Origin of the sequence: Ciceribacter sp. T2.26MG-112.2 (assembly GCF_900492205.1) — a bacterium.
GTDB lineage: Bacteria > Pseudomonadota > Alphaproteobacteria > Rhizobiales > Rhizobiaceae > Allorhizobium > Allorhizobium naphthalenivorans_A.
On the sequence record NZ_UEYQ01000007.1, the window covers coordinates 100,043 to 118,986 of the forward strand.

The 18,944-nt window shown below is 61.8% G+C and carries 20 protein-coding genes, 2 pseudogenes and 1 riboswitch; of the genes and pseudogenes, 12 read left to right on the plus strand and 10 right to left on the minus strand.

The features are described 5' to 3' along the window. Window positions 1-69: 69 nt before the first annotated feature. Window positions 70-393: pseudogene (locus DYZ14_RS12935) on the plus strand (IS630 family transposase); the annotation flags it as partial. Here DYZ14_RS12935 and DYZ14_RS12940 read toward each other — a convergent pair. Continuing rightward, window positions 307-528: a hypothetical protein gene (locus DYZ14_RS12940; RefSeq protein WP_232365532.1), complete on the minus strand. Its 222-nt coding sequence runs from the start codon at window positions 526-528 to the stop codon at window positions 307-309. The pseudogene DYZ14_RS12935 and the gene DYZ14_RS12940 overlap by 87 nt on opposite strands. 259 nt (window positions 529-787) lie before the next feature. After that, a riboswitch (cobalamin riboswitch) is annotated at window positions 788-917 on the plus strand. 83 nt (window positions 918-1,000) lie between these two features. Between DYZ14_RS12940 and cobT the strand changes: the two genes are divergently transcribed. Further along, window positions 1,001-2,062 (plus strand): nicotinate-nucleotide--dimethylbenzimidazole phosphoribosyltransferase, encoded by a 1,062-nt coding sequence (gene cobT, locus DYZ14_RS12945; RefSeq protein ID WP_154721053.1) that lies wholly within the window; start codon window positions 1,001-1,003, stop codon window positions 2,060-2,062. 161 nt (window positions 2,063-2,223) lie between these two features. Here cobT and DYZ14_RS12950 read toward each other — a convergent pair whose 3' ends face one another. After that, window positions 2,224-3,390 carry a cytochrome P450 gene (locus DYZ14_RS12950; RefSeq protein WP_232365533.1) on the minus strand — a complete coding sequence of 389 codons (1,167 nt, stop codon included), beginning with the start codon at window positions 3,388-3,390 and terminating at the stop codon, window positions 2,224-2,226. A 161-nt stretch (window positions 3,391-3,551) separates the two neighbouring features. Here DYZ14_RS12950 and DYZ14_RS12955 point away from each other — a divergent pair, with 161 nt between their 5' ends. Further along, window positions 3,552-4,265, plus strand: a complete 714-nt coding sequence (locus DYZ14_RS12955; RefSeq protein WP_445292446.1) for an MOSC domain-containing protein — start codon at window positions 3,552-3,554, stop codon at window positions 4,263-4,265. Between the two features lie 134 nt (window positions 4,266-4,399). Here the strand turns inward: DYZ14_RS12955 and DYZ14_RS12960 are convergent, their stop codons facing one another. The 4 genes from DYZ14_RS12960 to metB all read right to left on the minus strand — a co-directional run bounded on the left by DYZ14_RS12960 (window position 4,400) and on the right by metB (window position 7,295). Next, window positions 4,400-4,843 carry a CBS domain-containing protein gene (locus DYZ14_RS12960; protein WP_232365534.1) on the minus strand — a complete coding sequence of 148 codons (444 nt, stop codon included), beginning with the start codon at window positions 4,841-4,843 and terminating at the stop codon, window positions 4,400-4,402. Window positions 4,844-4,912: 69 nt separating this feature from the next. Next, window positions 4,913-5,203 carry a hypothetical protein gene (locus DYZ14_RS12965; protein WP_154721056.1) on the minus strand — a complete coding sequence of 97 codons (291 nt, stop codon included), beginning with the start codon at window positions 5,201-5,203 and terminating at the stop codon, window positions 4,913-4,915. Between the two features lie 233 nt (window positions 5,204-5,436). Continuing rightward, the gene (locus tag DYZ14_RS12970) at window positions 5,437-6,108 is read right to left on the minus strand and encodes a 5-formyltetrahydrofolate cyclo-ligase (RefSeq protein WP_154721057.1); all 672 of its coding nucleotides are present in this window, start codon (window positions 6,106-6,108) and stop codon (window positions 5,437-5,439) included. Next, a complete protein-coding gene (gene metB, locus DYZ14_RS12975; RefSeq protein ID WP_154721058.1) occupies window positions 6,108-7,295 on the minus strand; it encodes a cystathionine gamma-synthase in 1,188 nt (395 codons plus the stop codon). Before metB ends, DYZ14_RS12970 begins: the two co-directional genes overlap by 1 nt. 118 nt (window positions 7,296-7,413) lie before the next feature. Between metB and DYZ14_RS12980 the strand changes: the two genes are divergently transcribed. Both DYZ14_RS12980 and DYZ14_RS12985 read left to right on the plus strand, forming a co-directional pair. Then, complete coding sequence (locus DYZ14_RS12980) at window positions 7,414-8,256, plus strand: LysR family transcriptional regulator (RefSeq protein WP_154721059.1); 843 nt, start codon at window positions 7,414-7,416, stop codon at window positions 8,254-8,256. A 314-nt stretch (window positions 8,257-8,570) separates the two neighbouring features. Then, window positions 8,571-10,517 carry a methyl-accepting chemotaxis protein gene (locus DYZ14_RS12985; RefSeq protein ID WP_154721060.1) on the plus strand — a complete coding sequence of 649 codons (1,947 nt, stop codon included), beginning with the start codon at window positions 8,571-8,573 and terminating at the stop codon, window positions 10,515-10,517. Window positions 10,518-10,673: 156 nt separating this feature from the next. Here the strand turns inward: DYZ14_RS12985 and DYZ14_RS24665 are convergent. Then, window positions 10,674-10,856: pseudogene (locus tag DYZ14_RS24665) on the minus strand (carbonic anhydrase); the annotation flags it as partial. A gap of 416 nt (window positions 10,857-11,272) precedes the next feature. Here DYZ14_RS24665 and DYZ14_RS12995 point away from each other — a divergent pair. From DYZ14_RS12995 to DYZ14_RS13025, 7 genes are read left to right on the plus strand one after another with little or no spacing between them, the layout of a single operon-like run. Continuing rightward, the gene (locus DYZ14_RS12995; protein WP_269749451.1) at window positions 11,273-11,737 is read left to right on the plus strand and encodes an RrF2 family transcriptional regulator; all 465 of its coding nucleotides are present in this window, start codon (window positions 11,273-11,275) and stop codon (window positions 11,735-11,737) included. Continuing rightward, entirely contained in the window at window positions 11,731-13,389 is a 1,659-nt protein-coding gene (gene ccoN, locus DYZ14_RS13000) for a cytochrome-c oxidase, cbb3-type subunit I (protein ID WP_154721062.1), read from the plus strand. The genes DYZ14_RS12995 and ccoN overlap by 7 nt, the downstream gene beginning before the upstream one ends. Window positions 13,390-13,391: 2 nt before the next feature. Continuing rightward, a complete protein-coding gene (gene ccoO / locus DYZ14_RS13005) occupies window positions 13,392-14,126 on the plus strand; it encodes a cytochrome-c oxidase, cbb3-type subunit II (RefSeq protein ID WP_154721063.1) in 735 nt (244 codons plus the stop codon). A 1-nt stretch (window position 14,127) separates the two neighbouring features. After that, on the plus strand, window positions 14,128-14,298 hold the full coding sequence (locus DYZ14_RS13010; RefSeq protein WP_154721064.1) for a cbb3-type cytochrome c oxidase subunit 3: 171 nt from the start codon (window positions 14,128-14,130) through the stop codon (window positions 14,296-14,298). A gap of 2 nt (window positions 14,299-14,300) precedes the next feature. Then, window positions 14,301-15,179, plus strand: a complete 879-nt coding sequence (gene ccoP, locus DYZ14_RS13015) for a cytochrome-c oxidase, cbb3-type subunit III (RefSeq protein WP_154721065.1) — start codon at window positions 14,301-14,303, stop codon at window positions 15,177-15,179. 23 nt (window positions 15,180-15,202) lie between these two features. After that, complete coding sequence (locus tag DYZ14_RS13020) at window positions 15,203-15,385, plus strand: hypothetical protein (protein ID WP_154721138.1); 183 nt, start codon at window positions 15,203-15,205, stop codon at window positions 15,383-15,385. A gap of 16 nt (window positions 15,386-15,401) precedes the next feature. Continuing rightward, a complete protein-coding gene (locus DYZ14_RS13025; RefSeq protein WP_154721066.1) occupies window positions 15,402-16,187 on the plus strand; it encodes a DUF2189 domain-containing protein in 786 nt (261 codons plus the stop codon). Between the two features lie 37 nt (window positions 16,188-16,224). Here the strand turns inward: DYZ14_RS13025 and DYZ14_RS13030 are convergent, their stop codons facing one another. The 3 genes from DYZ14_RS13030 to DYZ14_RS13040 form a co-directional block, all read right to left on the minus strand. Next, a complete protein-coding gene (locus tag DYZ14_RS13030; RefSeq protein ID WP_154721067.1) occupies window positions 16,225-17,598 on the minus strand; it encodes an ATP-binding protein in 1,374 nt (457 codons plus the stop codon). After that, on the minus strand, window positions 17,595-18,257 hold the full coding sequence (locus DYZ14_RS13035) for a response regulator (RefSeq protein ID WP_154721068.1): 663 nt from the start codon (window positions 18,255-18,257) through the stop codon (window positions 17,595-17,597). Before DYZ14_RS13035 ends, DYZ14_RS13030 begins: the two co-directional genes overlap by 4 nt. A gap of 122 nt (window positions 18,258-18,379) precedes the next feature. Further along, window positions 18,380-18,853 (minus strand): hypothetical protein, encoded by a 474-nt coding sequence (locus DYZ14_RS13040; protein WP_154721069.1) that lies wholly within the window; start codon window positions 18,851-18,853, stop codon window positions 18,380-18,382. Window positions 18,854-18,944: the final 91 nt, after the last annotated feature.

The window sequence follows — 18,944 nt, forward strand, 5'->3', positions numbered from 1 at the left end:
CCCGGTTTTCCATATTGAAGTCGTTGACGAGGGCTGTTGGCGACACGTTCTGCTGACGACTGTTGATTTGGGTTTGATATTTCAACGGCCATCGCCTGAATTGCCAGTACACGGGCTGGTTGGCTAACGGCCGCAAAACAGGGGCGACGCGGAGGCTCGCGCCTCGATGCCCATGCGAGCTTCATGATCGACATGAATGAAGAGGCAAAGGACATCACGCTGAACGAGATGATCCTGCGATTGCGCGAGAAGGGAGCGGTATCCGTTGGCCATAGCGCACTCGACGTCTGGCTTCGAAAGCGCGGTTCAACATCCAAAACAGCCGCACATGCACTGGAGCAGGAGCGTACCGACCTCCTGAAGCGTCGCCAGAACTGGTTTGACGGCCAGCTTGGCCCGGAACGGCATCAGAATGAAGGCGATGCATTCGGCACGAAACCCCGTCAGCAGCGAGGCGGTGAACAATCCGGTGCCGACCGGCGTGGTTACCAGTCCGAGCGTCAGGTTAAGGCACAGGACTACGGCCAAGTGAATCGGATCGATGCCATAGACATCGGCGGCTGCCTGTCGTGATTGGCGCTGAGCGAGACACGCCTGGCGCCTGCGTTACCTCTGGCTACCCCCCGTCGAGCTGAATCGACTGCGCGCCTGTTCGGCGCTCCTTGCTGTTTGCGCAAACGCAAGCAGATGGAAATCTAATTGTTGACGACATCTTTGAGCGCCTGCGGAGACCGAGTGGACCATTGCTCGACGCCGGGCTCGCCGTTAGCGTCACGAGGCAACAAACGGAACCCGGTGAAATTCCGGGACGGTCCCGCCGCTGTAACCAGATACGTGTGTCAGGAGGCATTGGCCGCCACTGTCCGCTTGCCGGATGGGAAGGTGCCTGCACCCGGTCAAGCTGGAAGTCAGAAGACGCGTTGCCACATCCTGAAACCGCCCGATGGCAAAGGGCGGGGCGATTGCTCATGCGAGCTTCGGTGTCACGTGGAGGACCCGTATGTCTGACCTAAGCAGCCTTTCGACAAGGCAACAAATTCTTGCACCCATAAAAGACCTCTCAGCCCTGCGCCGAATACTGCAGGACCTGCCGCCCGGAAACGAACACGCAGCTGGCGCGGCCGCGGCGCGAGAGGAGATATTGACCAAGCCGCCGGGAAGTCTCGGCAGGCTCGAAGAGGTCGTCGCGTGGCTGGCCTGCTGGCAGGGTCGCTACCCCCCTGTCATGGATGATCCGCAAGTGTGTGTTTTCGCGGGCAATCACGGCGTGGCAGAAACCGGTGTGTCGGCCTATCCTGCGATAGTCACCGAGCAGATGGTCCAGAACTTCGAGCGCGGCGGAGCGGCTATCAACCAGTTGAGTTCCGAGCTGGGCGCCAAGGTGACCGTCGTGCCGCTCGATCTGGCTCGCCCCGTCAACAACTTCCTAAATGCCCCTGCCATGACCGAGGGCGAGTTCCTCGATGCATTCCAGTCCGGGATGCATGCGGTTCGACCGGGCGCCAGCGTGCTTTGCCCCGGCGAGATGGGCATCGGCAACACGACTGCTGCCTCGGCCATATGCTTCGCCCTTCTGGGCGGCGACCCGGCGAACTGGTGCGGACGAGGATCCGGGATCTCGATCGGAACTGTAGAGCGCAAGGTCGAAGTCGTCTCTAAGGCCGTTAGACTGCATGGAAACGCCATAAGCGACGGGCTGGACGCCTTGCGCATCCTGGGCGGACGCGAAATCGCCGCGATGGCCGGATCGATTGTCGCGGCGCGCCTGCTTGCCATACCCGTCATGCTCGATGGTTTCATCTGCTCGGCAGCCGCCCTCGCGCTTCACTGCAGCGGACCAGGAAGCCTGGCGCACTGCATGGTCGGTCACAGTTCGATGGAGCCCGGGCATCGGCGGCTTCTCGCCCATCTCGGATTTCGGCCGCTTCTCGATCTTGATTTGCGATTGGGCGAAGGAACCGGGGCAGTCTTGGCCACTCTCTTGGCAAGAGCGGCGCTGAGATGCCACCTCGGCATGGCAACATTCACCGAAGCCGGCGTGCATAACGGCATCGAGCGGTAACAGAACCCTGCGGGACGCGAGAGCAATCGGGTTGCCGTCTCGCGTCCCCGTTTCGGATCAGCGGTGCCGAGGTTCGGGGCCAGCACTTCCGAGAACCCGACGTGCGCTCGGCGTCATGGCTCCCCCTCCGACGATTCCAATCTGCCCTTCCCCACATACCCTTATCGGTCGATCTGCAGGGAGACCGAGGCGAAGCCGCTTGCGGGATAGACCGCACGCAATGGCTCCGTGCCCGTCAGGAGCGAAAACGGCCTAATCGCGCTCAGCAGTTCATCGATCATCACTCTCAACTGCATTCTCGCCAGGGCAGCACCCGGACAAATGTGGATGCCCGCGCCGTAAAGCAGGTTTGGCCCCTGGTCGCGCATGGGGCAATACCGGTCAGCAGCCTCGAAGGCCCGGGCGTCGCGATTGGCCGAAGTCCAGATCACCGTTATCCGTTCCCCGGCTTCGATCCGACGCCCACCGATCATCACGGGCCGCAGTGCCGTTCGCCGATTCGAAACCAACGGCCCGTGCAGGCGCAGGATTTCCTCGATTGCCGGTGAAAGGCCCGATCGGTCGAGGCGCAGCCCGGTCTGGATCTCGGGGTTTTCGGCAAGAAAATGCACGATGATGCCGACGCAGGCCGCAATCGTACCCAGTTCCCCCACCGTCCAGTTGCGCAGGATGCTGACGATTTCGCCGTGATCGAGCCGCTTGCCGTCTACCGTCTGGCGGACGAGGCTGGTGGTGATGTCGTCCGGCGCGGCGTCGCCGGCCTCTTCTCGCCATTTGAGCTGGGAGCGGATATGCCCGTCGAATTCGAGGGCGATGGCTGCCATGGCATCGGTATCGCGCGCAAGCGTGGCTTGGCGATTCTGGCGCACCCATTGAAGCAATGGCTCATGCAGCGACGCGGGCCAGCCGAGAAAACCGCACTGGATTCCGACGGCATACGGCTCGGCGAGACAGGTCATCGCTTCGAAGGAGGGGGCAGTCCCGAGCGCCTCGAGAAGATCGCCGGCGACCCGTCGACATTCGGGCTCGAAGGTTTCGACCCGTTCCCGGGTGAAATAGGGATCGATCATCCGTCGGTAGAATGTATGTTGCGGAGGATCCATGCCGTTGGGCACCGATGGGTGCCGTGAAACGACATTGCTGAACGTTTCGTGATCGGTGAGCACCTGCAGAATATCGGCATGGCGGAAAAGGGACCAACCAAGATAGTCGCTGTAGGCGACCGGACAGGTTTCGCGCATGTGATCATACGCACGGATCTGGTCGATCTGGACCTCAGCGCTGCGGGGATCCCAGTCAGGGCAGCGCTCGCCCGAAGATGCGTCCACGACCGATTTCTTTCCATTTGCCGATATCATATGCTTTGGTTTCCCTTCCACGGATCAGCAGCTACAATGCGGCAGTTGAGAGCGGGGTCTTTGTCTCCACGCAAAGAACTCAAATCCCCGTTTCTGCAAAACCGACTGTCAGATTGACCGGAGAGACGGAATTGCCCAGTCAGATAAGACAGTTTGCGATCGCTGAAGTCAGAATAGGTCGAGCGAAGCCCTTTGGACCGGGAACAGCACGGTCGGCGATTGACAAACACCCGGTCACGGTTCCGCTTCTGGCAACCGCACTGGGTCTGGTGGGTGACGAACAGGCGGATCTTCGCCACCACGGCGGCGCCGACAAGGCAATCCATGCCTATAGCGCGGCGCACTATCCCCAATGGGTGCGGGACCTTCCGGATGCCGCGGATCAATTCCGAACCGGCGGCTTCGGAGAAAACCTGGTGGTCGACGGCGCGACCGAGGCCGACCTATGTCTGGGAGATCGGTGGCGAGTTGGACAAGCACTGCTGGAAGTCTCCCAAGGCAGGCAGCCCTGCTGGAAGCTGAATATCCGCTTTGCGGTGCCCGACATGGCGCGTCGGGTGCAGGCAACCGGCCGCTCCGGTTGGTATTTCCGCGTGATAGAACCGGGCCAGATCAAAGCGCACGACCATGCTTCACTTGAGGAACGTCCCGCGCCGGACTGGCCCCTGACGCGGGTCAACGATTTATTCTACAAGGACAAGCTCAATCGCCCGGCCCTGGCCGCTTTCGCGGCCCTGTCCGGCCTCCCGGATGGCTGGCGCAATCTGGCAGAGCGCCGTCTGCAAAACGGTGAGGTGGAAGACTGGGGTTCCCGCCTGAATGGGCCGAAGGAAGCGATCTCCTGAACTCGAGAGACATGTTCCGCCGAGAGGCGCATCGGTCTAGCGGTCACGGGCGAAGGAAGCTTACAGCGCAGGTGGCGCGAGTACCGTCGATGAAGCGGGTGACGTGCGGGACCACCGTTTCCGCGGAACTGGCCCTATTGGTAACCAACACCCATTACGTAGTCCTGAAGCAATTTCTCCTCATGTTCAACGTCATCAAGGAGAGACTGAAGCACGTCTCGCGCATTGGCCACGCCTATCGGCGCCAAGCGGTCATCCACGATCGGGACGTTCTTCAGACCACGCTTCCTGATCGCAAACCATACATCACTCAGAACGTCGTTCGATCGGCAAGACACGATCTCCGTCGACATCACCCTTGAGGCCGGCATCGAGCAACTGCATCCCGTGCATTGGCTGATGCGGTTGACAATGTCTGTCTTTGTAATGACGCCGATCGCCTTTCCGCCGTCATCGCAGACGACAACCAGATTGCAGCCAGGATTGCTCAGCAATTTTGCCGCGTCGATCAGCAATGCGTCTTCGGCCACGGTGGCGAGCCGTTCCCGCGCCACTCCAAGTATGTCCTCTACTCTCAAGACACTCTCCTTTCCGATAGCTTCCGCTCCTCCCTCAGGAAGCTCACGATATGGCCGGTTTATCCTTCCCTATCCCCGGGCGAAGCGCATCAGCAGATCGACCTGGAGGAAAAGAAGGATGAATGCGGTGTTCAGGCTCCAGGCCACGGTGAGCCACCTGACCATGGTGGCCCAGAAGGGAGACGCGTTGTCCGCGCAGCGCCAGATGGCGACGAGAATCCCCGGCGTATAGAGCGCAAAGGCAAGGATAACGGCTTGCTGAACCCAGATTTGGTCCAGGTACAGGGCAATCACATGCAGCATCGCGAGTTCGGCGCTGACGAAAACACCATAGATCCAGAAGACGGCAGCCAGGGACATCTCTCCCCGCCAGGCTCTAAGCTCGGGAACGAGATGGCGTTCAATGAAGAGTTCGCTGGCGGGCCACAATCTCGGCATCTCTCTTGCTCAAAACTTATCTCGCCGAACCAATGGTTCGGATGTTGTTGTCTGGCCCGGGCGACTTGATGACCATCGACCGGACCGGCGATCCGCCCCATCAGGCGTCTTTCCTGTCACGCGCCCGGCTGGCATGGCCCGATCAGTAACGACCGTTAGCGGCGCGCAGTTCCGGCCTCTGTCACGACCAGATCCATCGGGATGTCATGCTTTTGCGGGTGAATTGTCGAAAGCTTCGCCGCACCATAGCTGACGCCGATGACCTTGGGCCTGGCCTGCATGGCAGCAAGCGTCCTGTCGAAGAAGCCGCCGCCATAGCCAAGCCTGTAACATCCATGATCGAAGCCAACGACCGGCGCGATCACCACATCCGGAATGCAGGATCGCTTTTCAGCCGGAACGGGTATCCCCCAGACCCCTCGCGTCAGTGGCTGCCCGGCCTGCCACGAGTGGAACTCCAGAGGCAGTCCCTTGTCCAGCACGACGGGTAAAGCGGTACGGCCGCCCAACCGAACTATCTCCTCCATCAGCGGACGAAGGTCCGGCTCTCCTCGAAAGGGCCAATAGGCGCTGACGACACGACCCTCGACATCTCCGATCTCGGCGAGGACACGGGCGGCGATCGCTTCTCCGGCCGCAGTGCGAACCTCGACGGGAATTGCAAGACGCCCCGCAATCAAGCGCTGACGCTCGCTCGTGCGCCAGCGCTTGATATCCGCCCAGGCCGCCATGTCCGGTGGATCGGCCAAGCCTGCGTAAACGGGGTCGATCTCGTGCAGAAAGCAGGCCGGTGAGGCGAAGGAGCGTGGTTCGTCGTCGTCGATCATTATGCGGCCTCCGACAGGCTCTCAGCCGCCTGCAGGCCAGCCTCGAGGCCCGCCAGAAGGTCATCGATGTGTTCCAGGCCGACCGAGAGCCGCAGGAGCCCGTCGCTGATGCCGGCGTTTGCCCGCGCCTCCGGCCCCATGTCGGCATGGGTCATGGTCGCCGGATGGGCGACCAAGCTCTCGACGCCGCCCAAGGATTCGGCCAGCGTAAAACCGCGCACCGCGCCTACGAAGCGCTGCACAGCGGGGATCCCGCCGACAAGCTCGAAGCTCATCATCGCGCCGAAACCCGTCTGCTGACGGCTGGCGAGCGCATGATCCGGGTGATCGGCAAGACCCGGATAGTGCACTCGGGCAACCGCGCGATTGCCTCGCAGCCGTTCTGCGACCGCGATGGCGTTGCGTTCCTGACCCGCCATTCGCGCAAAGAGGGTTCGAAGGCCCCTCAGCGTCAACCAGGAATCAAACGGTGATGCGATCGCACCAGTGACATTGGCCCAATGCTTGAGCTTCCTCGCCTCCTCCGGGTCGGCGGCGATGACGGCACCAGCGATCACGTCGGAATGGCCGTTGAGGAATTTCGTCGTCGAATGCAGCACGTAATCGGCGCCGAGTGACAAGGCTTGCTGCAAGGCGGGAGACAGGAAGGTGTTGTCGACAGCCACCCGGGCGCCTGCATTTCTCGCGAGCGCTGAAAGCGCTGCGATATCAACCACCCGCAAAAGAGGGTTGCTGGGTGTCTCGATCAGCACCAGTGCCGGGTGGTCCCGGAGCTGCATCTCAAAGCTCGCCATGTCAGACTGGTTGACCAGCGCGAGCCCGATCTGATCTAGCTCGGCCCGAGCCTTGAGGAGCCGCATCGTACCGCCATAGCAATCGTGCGGCGCGAGGACCAGGCTGCCGACCGGGAGGCGTCCGATCAGTAGATCGAGCGCGGCCATGCCGCTCGGTGTCATCACTGCACCCGCGCCACCTTCCAGTCTGGCGATCGCCTCGGCCGTGAGATCCCGGGTGGGATTGCCGACCCGGCCATAATCGTAAGCGCGGGGCGCATCGAAACCGGCAAACTCGTAGGTGCTGGAAAGGTAGAGGGGCGGCGCGACCGCGCCAAAGGCGGTATCGCTGGCAACGCCATATGCCGCAGCGACGGTTTCCGGATGGAACTCAGCCGGCGTGCGCTCGGACATTCTTGGCTCTCCTCATGTTGCAGTCGCAAAAATGGCCGGATTGATTACCCGTGACAAATGAATTCTATTGCTGTTTATGCGCAATTTTATTGCGGTTATTTTCGCTGGACGGAAAAGCATGGACCACGCGATCGCTCGAACATTCCTGGAAGTGGTGAAAGCCGGCAGCTTCGTCGGCGCCGCGGAGGCACTCAACATTTCGCAGACGGCGGTGAGTGCGCGCATCCGCGTCCTGGAGGAACAACTGGAGCGTCCCGTCTTCGTGCGCAACAAGGCCGGTGCCAGGTTAACCCCGGCCGGCGAAAAATTCCTTCCCTTCGCCTCAAGCTTGGTTCGAGTCTGGGAAACGGCTCGCAACGTCGTGGCGCTTCCGCCCGGCCGATCCGTGTTGGTGAGCCTGGGCGCAGAACTTAGCCTGTGGAGCCCGCTGCTCTCCCGGTGGCTGCTGTGGATGCACCGCGAATGCCCGGAGATTGCGGTGCGCACCACGATCGACACCGGCGAGCACTTGTTGGCGCTGATGCAGGAAGGCGCGCTCGATGCTGCCGTCATCTACCGCGCCCAGCGACGGCCTGGACTGGTCGCCGAACTTCTGTTCGAAGAGCGCCTGGTGCTCGCCCGAACGCCGGGGCAAACGGGCGCCAATGAAATCATCGGGATTGACTGGGGCGCCGATTTCGCCGCGAGCCTACGCACTGCCTATCCTGAAAGCGCAAGTCCGGCGGTCTCGATCGGCTATGGCCCCCTCGCCCTCGACTACGTCCTTGCAGTCGGCGGCGCCGGCTATTTTCGCGAGGGATTCATACGTCCCTACCTGGAGGATGGCCGCTTGCAGATCGTGCCCAACAGTCCTGCTTTTGCCTATCCAGCCTATCTTGTGTCGTCCGAGAAGGCAGATCCGTCCCTTCTGCGGCGACTGCGTGAGGGCTTGCGCGCTGCTTCGTCAGGAGCGCAAGCGTAGCCGTTCTCAGTAGAGATGGCCGGACCGCGGGCCAAAGGAGTGTCGCTTTCCAACCTGTCTTGGCCGGAGGTAAAGGCGCGACCGCCGACGGAGCTTTCGCGAAGCCTTATTACGGTATTGACGGACCATACTGGGTCACCCAGGGCGCTAGGCAGAGTCAGTGTAGCGACTGACCCCGTCCGGTCACGCAAACGGCGTGGAACGGACTACCGAAAAGCGCATTTTCCCACGTTTCAAACAGCAGCGGTGACGTAGCTTTAAGGATTGCCCATTAAATTAGACCTCCCTTGAGTAAACCCTCCCGGAGTTTTCATATGTTTGCGAACCTGCGCATATCGCGCAAGCTTCTGATCGCGTTTTCCGCCATCACGTCGGTGGTGCTGCTGTTCTCAGCCGTTGTCCTTATCTCGTTGACCAATATTCGAGAAGCAACGACCGAAAACGAAAAGACCCAGAGGACGATAGGGATCGCGAACACCATCCTGTCGACCCTGGTGGAAACGCAGAACGCCATGCGGGGTTACGTGGCAAGCGTGGACCAGGACTTCGTCGGGCGCATTGAAAAGTACCAGAGCGCTATTCCGCCCATGCTGGCGGAACTCGAAAGTGCTCTTCCTCCCGTTGTCGCCAACAACGTCCTCCCGCCCCTGCGCAAAGCCATTGATAACTTCAATCAAGAGCTCTCCAATACGATCTCGGCTGTCGCGGACCCCACTCGGCTCGAGGCTGCAAGAGCAGATGTCGCAAAAGCAGCCCGATTGACACAGATCCGAAATGAACTCACCAAGTTCATTGAAGATGGGAACAAGATTGCGGCTGAACGGGCGGCGCTTGCCGAGGCAGCTTTCAGTACCGGGACGACAACGCTTCTCGTAGGCGGTGCGATGACGGCCATCATTGCCATTGCGCTCGGGATGGCATTGGCACGGTCGGTTGCCAACCCTGTAATCGCAATGACAGCAGCGATGGCCAAACTTGCCGCTGGGGATACCGATGTCGAAATCCCCGCCACCCGTCGGACCGACGAGATCGGCAAGATGGCCGATGCCGTCGAAGTTTTTCGTCAGAACGCCGTCGAGAACCGCCGCCTCGAACAGGAAACCAACGCTCACCGGCTACAGTCCGAGGAACAACGCCGCCGCACGGACGAACAGGAGCGCATCCGTGCCGAGGCCATGGCTCAGGCGACCAGTGGCCTTGCCGATGGCCTGAAGCAGCTCGCCGCCGGCAATCTCGCTGTCCAGCTTACGCAGACGTTCGCCGCCGAGTTCGAGAGCCTGCGCACCGATTTCAACACGGCGGTGGCCCAGCTCAAGGATACAATGGCGTCCGTTTCGGAAGCCACCGGCTCCATCGACTCGGGTTCGCGCGAAATTAGTCAGAGCGCCGAGGATCTATCCAAGCGCACCGAGCAGCAGGCTGCTTCACTGGAGGAAACGGCCGCGGCGCTCGACGAGATCACCACCAATGTCGCGAACTCTTCCAAGCGCGCCGAAGAAGCTCGAACCGTCGCCATCCAGGCGAACGACAGCGCCAGCCACTCCGGTGCGGTCGTTGCCAATGCTGTCAATGCGATGGGCAAGATCGAGCAGTCGTCGAACCAGATCTCAAACATCATCGGCGTTATTGACGACATTGCCTTCCAGACCAATCTGCTGGCGCTCAACGCAGGCGTGGAAGCAGCACGGGCTGGAGACGCCGGCAAGGGCTTTGCGGTCGTTGCCCAGGAAGTCCGCGAGTTGGCGCAGCGGTCCGCCACTGCTGCCAAGGAGATCAAGGAACTGATCCGCAACTCCTCCGTGGAAGTCGGCAACGGCGTCAAACTCGTCAGCGATACCGGCGTGGCGCTGAAGACCATCGAGTCCTTCATCATTACGATCAACCAGCACATGGACGCCATTGCCACTTCGGCTCGTGAACAGTCCGTCGGCCTCTCGGAAGTCAATAGGGCCGTCAACCAGATGGATCAGGTGACCCAGCAGAACGCTGCAATGGTGGAAGAAGCCAGTGCCGCTGGCGCCACCCTGGCCAATGAGGCAAGCCGCCTGCGCGGCTTGATCGGCCAGTTCCAGCTGGGCAGCCCGGCGGCCTATCAGCCGGCCATGCAGCGGCGCCCCGCCGGGGTCATCTCGAAGGCAGGTGCCGAGACGGCTCCAGTCGCTTCGCCCGCGCGCAACATGCTCGGCAAGATCGCCAGTGCTTTCTCAAGCAAGGGCTCTGCGGCAGTTGCTGTCAGCAACGAGAGCTGGGAAGAGTTCTGATACTGTGATGGGAGGCAGGAACTCATCGGGTTCCCGCCGACGTCAAAAGGGCGGTTCCCCGTGGAGCGCATCGTGCTGCCTTTGCTGTTTCGCGCAGACAGGTGCGAAAAGGCGTCTGTCTGTCCTGCGTGCGACAACACTTGCCGAGCCATAAGGTTAGGACACGCCCTGGCGTCGACCGCTCACCGTGCAACTGAGATTGGATAGCAACGCGTCCTGCAGGCCGTAGATCCAACCGTGAAGAGACACCTCCTTGCCCGAGCCCCAGGCCGCCTGCAGGGTCGAAGCACGGGCGAGGCGCTCGACCTGGGCCGCAACCGAAGCCTCGCAAAGACGATCGAGTTCCGGTTCGCTCCAGCATTCGCGGCAGTTAAACTGACTGCGCGCGGCTGTTGGAACAGCCTATCCAACGATATTCCAGCCCCTGCAAGGTTGCCTGGCGCTCAAAATAGTCTGCTTTTTCGGTCTTGCGATCGTTGGACCAGGCCTTGTTCCGGGTGAAGCCATTCGATCATGGCTGTCTCCGCTTCCTGGGGTCTGCAGGCCTCTCGATCAATAGTTGGCTATAGTCAACTCAACGGTCTGTCACAGCACCGGCAATGAGCCCTCCCCGGACGCCTCCTCCCGGCAATTTGGTCCTCGGTGAGGCCTGCGACATTTTTGCATCTTCACGCACTGCAATCGTTGGCGCAAAGTGGTATTTCAAATACCTCTTTGATAGAGGCCAGTCCCATCTGCAAGGATTCCGCATGCGAATGACGCTTCACACCGACTATGCGTTGCGAATGCTGATCTACCTGGCAACGCGGCCAGACGCTGCTTGCACGGTCAACGACGTCGCTGAGGCTTATCATTTGCCTCGCAATCACCTTCTCAAGGTGGCCCAGACCTTACGCGACCTCGGCTTCGTCGAAACGACCCGCGGCCGGGCGGGCGGTATCCGATTGGCGAAGCCACCAGCGGCGATTGGCCTTGGCGTACTGGTCCGCGCGACTGAAGAGGAATTCTCACTCGCCGAATGCATGCAGGCACAGGGCCGGCCCTGCGCCATTTCACCAGCCTGCAATCTTAAGGGCCTGCTGCACGAGGCGCTCGCTGCCTTCCTGGCAGTCCTCGACAAATACACGCTTGCCGACCTCGTGGAAAACCGCGCCATCCTTGGCGCGTTCCTCGGGATCGGCACCACTGTGAATCTGGAAGGAGGGGCACAACCATGGTGACAGGATTGACGGTGGCCGAGCGTCAGCTTGCGCTTGTTGTGCTGGGCATACTCGCGCTGGCCGGGCTTGCGATGGCGGTTGCCGGCCGCGGCGATCCGCTGGCCGTCCACGGCTATATCGTGCTCTTCTTCAGCTTGGGGCTCGGCTTCTTCGTGCTGTCGGCCATCTTTGCGCCGGAGCCCCCGACAAGTCGTTATTCCGAATATTATGACGACCCCACGCGGGTCGGCATCATCCTGGCGCTCGCATGGGCCGTTGTCGGCATGTTTGTCGGGGTCTGGGTGGCATCACTGCTGGCCTGGCCGGAATTGACCTTCGTCGACTCGGCCTGGGCAAGCTTCGGGCGCCTGCGGCCGATCCATACCAGTGGCGTGATCTTCGGCTTCGGTGGCAATGCGCTGATCGCCACGTCGTTCCATGTCCTTCAGCGCACCTGTCGCGCACGGCTTCCGGATCAGTTCAGTCCCTGGTTCGTGTTGATCGGCTACAATCTTTTCTGCCTCGTCGCCGCCACCGGCTACCTGATGGGCATGACACAATCCAAGGAATATGCCGAGCCCGAATGGTATGCCGACATCTGGCTGGTGATCGTGTGGGTGGTCTATTTCGTGACCTACATCCGCACGCTCCAGCGCCGCAAGGAGCCGCATATCTATGTCGCCAACTGGTACTACCTGGCGTTCATTCTCGTTGTTGCCGTCCTTCACATCGTCAACAACCTTGCCATGCCCGTTACACTCGGTCACGCCAAGAGCTACTCGCTGTTTGCCGGTGTTCAGGATGCAATGACCCAGTGGTGGTATGGCCACAATGCCGTCGCCTTCTTCCTGACGGCAGGCTTCCTCGGCATGATGTACTACTACCTGCCGAAGCGCGCGGAGCGGCCGATCTTTTCCTATCGCCTCTCCATCATCAGCTTCTGGGGCATCACATTCATGTACATGTGGGCCGGTGCGCACCACCTGCACTACACTGCCCTGCCACAATGGGTGCAGACACTTGGGATGACCTTCTCCATCGTGCTGCTGGTTCCCTCATGGGCGTCGGCCGGCAATGCGCTCGCCACCCTCAATGGCGCCTGGCACCGAGTGCGCGACGACGCCACGCTGCGCTTCATGATGGTCGCCGCCGTGTTCTACGGCCTTTCCACCTTCGAGGGCTCGTTCATGGCCATCCGTGCCGTAAACTCGCTCTCCCACTATACCGACTGGACCATCGGCCACGTCCATGCCGGAGCCCTCGGCTGGGTCGCCATGATCACCTTCGGCTCGTTCTACGCCCTGGTGCCGTGGATGTGGAAACAGGAGCGCATGTATTCGCCCAAGCTCGTCGAACTGCACTTCTGGCTCGCTCTGGCCGGGACCGTCGTCTACGTCTTCGCCATGTGGAATTCCGGCGTCATCCAGGGTCTCATGTGGCGCACCTATAACGACAGCGGGACACTCGCCTATTCGTTCATCGACAGCCTGGTCGCCATGCACCCCTACTACATCGCCCGCGCTTTCGGGGGTCTGCTTTTCCTCACCGGCGCGGTCGTCTGCTCCTTCAATGTCGCCATGACGATCCGCATGGCCCGCAAGGCGCGCAAGTCAGACATCGGAGACGATGTGCCTCTCGGCGGCCGGGCCGGCGCGGTTCAGGCAGGAGAGTGACCATGAAGGAATTCTTCCATCGCAAGATCGAACGCAATGCCATCGGCTTCGTGCTGGCGATCATCGGCGTGGCGTCCATCGGCGGCTTCGTCGAGATCGCGCCTCTGTTCACCATCGACGAGACAGTCGAGGACGCGCCCGACATGCGTCTCTATACGCCGCTGGAGCTGGCCGGACGCAATCTCTACATCCGCGAGGGTTGCTACGCCTGCCATTCGCAGATGATCCGCACGCTCCGCGACGAAGTGGAGCGCTACGGCCCGTTCTCGCTCGCGGTGGAATCGAAATACGACCACCCGATGCTGTGGGGCTCCAAACGTACGGGACCCGACCTCGCTCGCCTCGGCGGCAAGTATTCCGACGCCTGGCACGTGGCCCATCTCGTCAATCCGCGTGACGTCGTGCCGGAATCGGTCATGCCGCGCTATGGATGGCTGAACAGGAATGCGCTCCGGATCGACGATCTCGGCGAGCACCTGACCGCCCAGCGCGCCGTCGGCGTCCCCTATACCGACGCGATGATCGAGAACGCCACCGCTGACGCCCGGAGCCAGGCGGCGCCGGACAGCCCCGAATCGTCCGGAGTGACGGAGCGCTACGGCGAGGCAACCAATGTGCGCGCGTTCGACGGCAATCAGGGTGTGCTCACCGAGATGGACGCGCTGGTCGCCTATTTGCAGGTCGTCGGTCAGCTAACGCAAGCCGCTCGACAGGAAACCGCAGCGAAGGAGGACTGACGTGGATTTCGATCATACCAGTGTCGTCGCCTTCGCCAAGACCTGGGGGCTCTTCTACATCGTCTCAATGGCGCTCGTCATCTTGGCCTACGCGCTCTGGCCCGGCAACCGGAAGCGTTTCGACCGCGCAAAGACAAGCATTCTCGACAAAGACGACCGGCCGGGAGATTGAGCATGGCACAGGAAAGACACGATCCCGCCACCGGACGCAGCACCACGGGACACGAGTGGAACGGCATCGAGGAGCTCGAAACGCCGATCCCGCGGGTCGTGCTGTTCTTCCTTGCCGCCACAACGCTGATTGCGATCGGCTACTGGATACTGATGCCGGCCTGGCCTATGGGTGTGACCTATACCAAAGGCCTTTTGGGCATCGACCAGCGCGCTATCGTGACGAAACAGGTCGAGGACGCGGCAGCCGCCCGGGCTTCATGGACCGACCGCATCGCCGAGGCGAGCCTCAATGAAATTGCCGCCGATCCGGACCTGATGCTCCACGTGCGCGAGACGGGCCGCACGCTCTTCATCGACAATTGCGCCGCCTGTCACGGCACGCAGGGCACGGGTGGACCCGGATTCCCCAACCTATCCGCCAAGGGCTGGCTGTGGGGCGGCGAGCCCGAAACGATCCATGAGACGATCCGCGTCGGCATCAACGCCGCCCATGCCGAGACGCAGGTCTCGCAGATGATGGCCTTCGGCCGGGACGGAACGCTTGAGCGAGAGCAGGTTCGCGCCGTCGCGGCATATGTCCGCTCCCTTTCCGACCTGCCGATGAGCGCCGACCACAAGGCCCTGATTGAAACCGGCAAGGAGATCTTTTCGGCCAATTGCGCCGCTTGCCACGGCGAGGACGCAACCGGCAGCACGGATATGGGCGCCCCGAACCTCACCGACGAAAACTGGATCTATGGCAGCGACGCACAGACCGTCTTCGCCACCGTCTTTTCCGGGCGACAAGGCCTGATGCCGAGCTGGGAAGGACGACTTTCACCGGTCGATCTGAAACTGCTGGCACTATATGTCGGCACGCTCGGAGAGGACGCCAGGTGAGAATGACGATGGAAAAGACCGACATGCGGAGACCATTCAACTGGCGGGTCGTGTCCTGGCTGCTTGCCGGCATGGGCCTGCTCGCCGTCATCGGGGCGAATGTCCATCTCGTCCACGTCGCAACGGGCAGCCAACCCGAATGCGTCAATCACCTGAAGGCGGAAGGCCGCGACGGCGCCTATCGCGCCGCGGCACCGTCCTGCTGAGAGGAGCAAGGTCACAATGAGCACGACCGAGAAATCCGGCGCCCCAAGCATGCCTCTTGCCGAACAGCGTCGACGTCACCTGCCCGCCAGCACGGCCTTCGGCTGGCTCTTAGCCGGTTGGCGCGACCTATGGCACAATCCGCTGCCGAGCCTGCTCTACGGGCTTGCCGTCTTCCTGCTCTCAGCTGCCATCATCTGGGGCCTCTTTCGCCTTCAGCTCGACTATATCCTGTTTCCGGCCCTCGCCGGCTTCATGGTGGTGGGTCCGCTGGTCGCCATCGGTCTCTATCGCAAGAGCCGGGACTTAGAGGAGGGGGTCCGGCCGAGCCTCTCGCGCATGATCCTGGTGAAGGCTGCATCCGGTCCACAGGTCTGGTACACGGGTGCGATCCTCTGCCTGCTGATGCTGGTCTGGATGCGTGCAGCAGTGATCATCTATGCACTTTTCATGGGTTTGAGACCATTTCCAGGGCTCGACCGCATCGTGGCAATCCTCTTCACCACGACCGAGGGCTGGGGCATGATCATCGTCGGCACGGCGGTCGGCGGGCTCTTCGCCGCCTTCTCCTTCGCCGTCAGCACATTCGCCATCCCGATGCTCCTTGCGGAAAGAACGGACGCCTTCACGGCCATGGGCACCAGTATCTCGCTCGTCTTCCGCAACCTGCCGGTCATGCTGGCCTGGGGCGCGATCGTGCTTGCACTGACCGCCATCGGCATCGTGACGGGGTTCCTCGGCCTCATCGTCATCTTCCCGCTGCTCGGCCACGGCACCTGGCACAGCTACCGGGCGATCCGATGACCGGCGGGTAACGGATCACCCTGTGGTCACCATCGGATCAGGGACTTGGGTCAGGGTAATTCTGACCGCTTACACTGTGCGCCTTCCACAATGGCAGAGAAACGTTGGCGATCAATCCTGCCCCATCGGCTCGCCCTGCGAGCGCAAAGCTTCCGTGATGGCTTTCGACAATCGCCGCGACGATTGACAACCCCAGCCCGCTTCCGGGCATGGTGCTGCCGCTGGCTCGGAAGAAGCGGTGCAGGACCCGGGCGCGCAGCTCGGATGGAATGCCAGGCCCCGAATCCTCGACGCGCAGGAGCAAAGCCCCCTCGCCCCTTGCCAGGCGAACCGTGACCCAGGCGCCCTCGGGAATGTAACGCAACGCGTTGTCGACGAGGTTCCGCAACATCGCCGCCAAGAGATCGGCATTGCCGCGGACCGTGGCATCAAGGCCGGGTTCCACCTCGAGCGCCAGATCGATGTTGCGCGCGACAGCCCGCGGCGCCATCAGGGCAATCGTCTCGCGCGCAAGTTCCGCCATATCGACCGGCTGGGCTCCTTCCCCCAGCGCGTCGTGCTCAACTCTTGCAAGTGCCAGAAGCTGTTCGACGATCCGGGTACCACGGTCGACGCCGATGAGGACATCCGAGATTGCCTGATGGCTCTCGGCGGCATCCTTGGCGTGGCTTGCCACCTGCGCATGCGCACGTATCGCCGCAAGCGGAGTGCGCAGTTCATGCGCAGCGTCCGCGGCAAAGCGGCGGTCACGTTCGCGGGCAACCGCGATCCGCGCGAAGAGGCTATTGAGCGCCCCGACCAAAGGCAGAACCTCGGTCGGCACGGATTGGGGACTGAGTGGCGAAAGATCCGCCGGCGACCGCTGCTTTACGCCCGCCGTCAGCCTCTCCAGGGGCCCAAGACCCCATCTCACAAGGCCCCAAATGAGGACGGCCAGTAGCGGCGCGGCGATCCAGACCGGATGGAGTATATGGGCAGCGACGCGCGCGGCAAAACTCGCGCGGACGTCCTGCCGAACCGCCACCTCGACCCGGGTGCCGGCATGGTTGGATGCGCCATAGACGCGCCAACCCTCTCCCTTGTCGATAATGTCGTTAAAACCGGCGTGCCATTCCCCCACCGAAGGATTGATATCGCCTGAACCATGCGACCAGGCGGTCGGGGTCAGGATGCGGTAGGACAGGCGCTGATCGGGCTTCAGGTCCCCCATTAGATCGGTGGACAGTGCGTCTGGAGGGAGACGCCCCAAAAGCCCAAGGATCACTTCGGCGGATTGCTGGAGGTGTTCGTCGGTCACCTCGTCGATCAGGCTTCGCGTATCGAAATAGGTGAAATAGGCTGTCGCAAGCCAGGCCGTAACCATACCACCGCACAGCGACAAGACGAGTCGGCGGCGCAGCGAACCGGTCATGGCTGGGCCGGTACGATATAGCCAACACCGCGCAGGGTCCGGATGACATCCGGAAACAGCTTGCGGCGCAGGTTATGAATATGCACTTCGACCGCATTGCTGTCGATCTCCTCACCCCAGCCATAGAGTTGCTCCTCCAGCTGACTACGGGTCAGAACGCGTCCGGCATGCAACATCAGCCCCTGTAGAACTGCAAATTCACGGTTCGAAAGGGCAACAGGCAGCCCGTCCAAAGTCACATTGTGGGCGGCGGGATCGAGTGTCACTCGTCCATTGTGGAGGACCGGCGTCGCCTCGCCCCTGGAGCGACGCAGCAGGGCGCGCAGTCGCGCCTGCAATTCCTGGAGATCGAAAGGCTTGACCATGTAATCGTCGCCGCCCGCATCGAGACCCGATACACGCTCGGCGATCGCGTCGCGTGCAGTCAGCACCAGAACCGGGGTCTTGTCCCCTGCCGCGCGTCTGTGCCGCAAGAGGCTCAGTCCGTCCATGCCGGGCAGGCCAAGGTCCAGCACGACGGCATCGTAGATCGTGGTGGCAAGCGCGGTATCGGCATTTTCGCCATCACACACCCAATCCACCGCGAAACCCGACTGGCTAAGTCCGGCGACCAAGCCACGACCCAGCAATGTGTCGTCCTCGACCAGCAAAAGTCTCATGGCACCCGCCCATCGATATTCTTGGGAACTCAGCGGATGCCCGCCGACGAGGATCGGCGGGCAGGCCTTGTCGTAGTCTGGCATCTCCGGTCGGCGGGAACAATCCCGTGCGCACCGCCGATCTACTCGAGCGGCTGCCAGTTGGCGTGTTCGAAATGCGCGCCGTAGGCATTCAGCGCTTCCACGACCCGAACCGCGCCCCGACGCGGATCAGCCTCGCCCTCAAGTTCCGAGACCCCGTCGAGCACGTGGCCCAGCACGATGTGGAACTGCTCGTCCACCTCCGGCGTCAGCTTGCAGTTTTCCACCATGAAGTCGACCTGCGCCTGGATTTCACCGGCAAGCGCCTTGTAATCGGTCGGGGGCAGCGTGCCGTCGTGGATCGAGGAAAGTCGCGAGGCGAGCGCGCTGCGGACGGCGTTCATGCCTTTCAGCATGTTTTCGTCGCCTTGCCATTTCGCCTGGCCATTGAGAGTCAGCTCGATCGCGGCACCCTGGTGCCCTTCATGGCTTGTCGTCTCTGCCCAGGAGACGCCGGTCGAGAGACCAAGACCGAGGACGAGAACAGGCAAAATCAGGCTTCTACGGATGTACATTTTCGTCATTCCCTTTCAAGACGAGAGGAATTTCTCTTCGCAAGGTGGGTCTAACCCGCCCAGCTTATGGCTCGCTTAAGTGCCGAGAGTA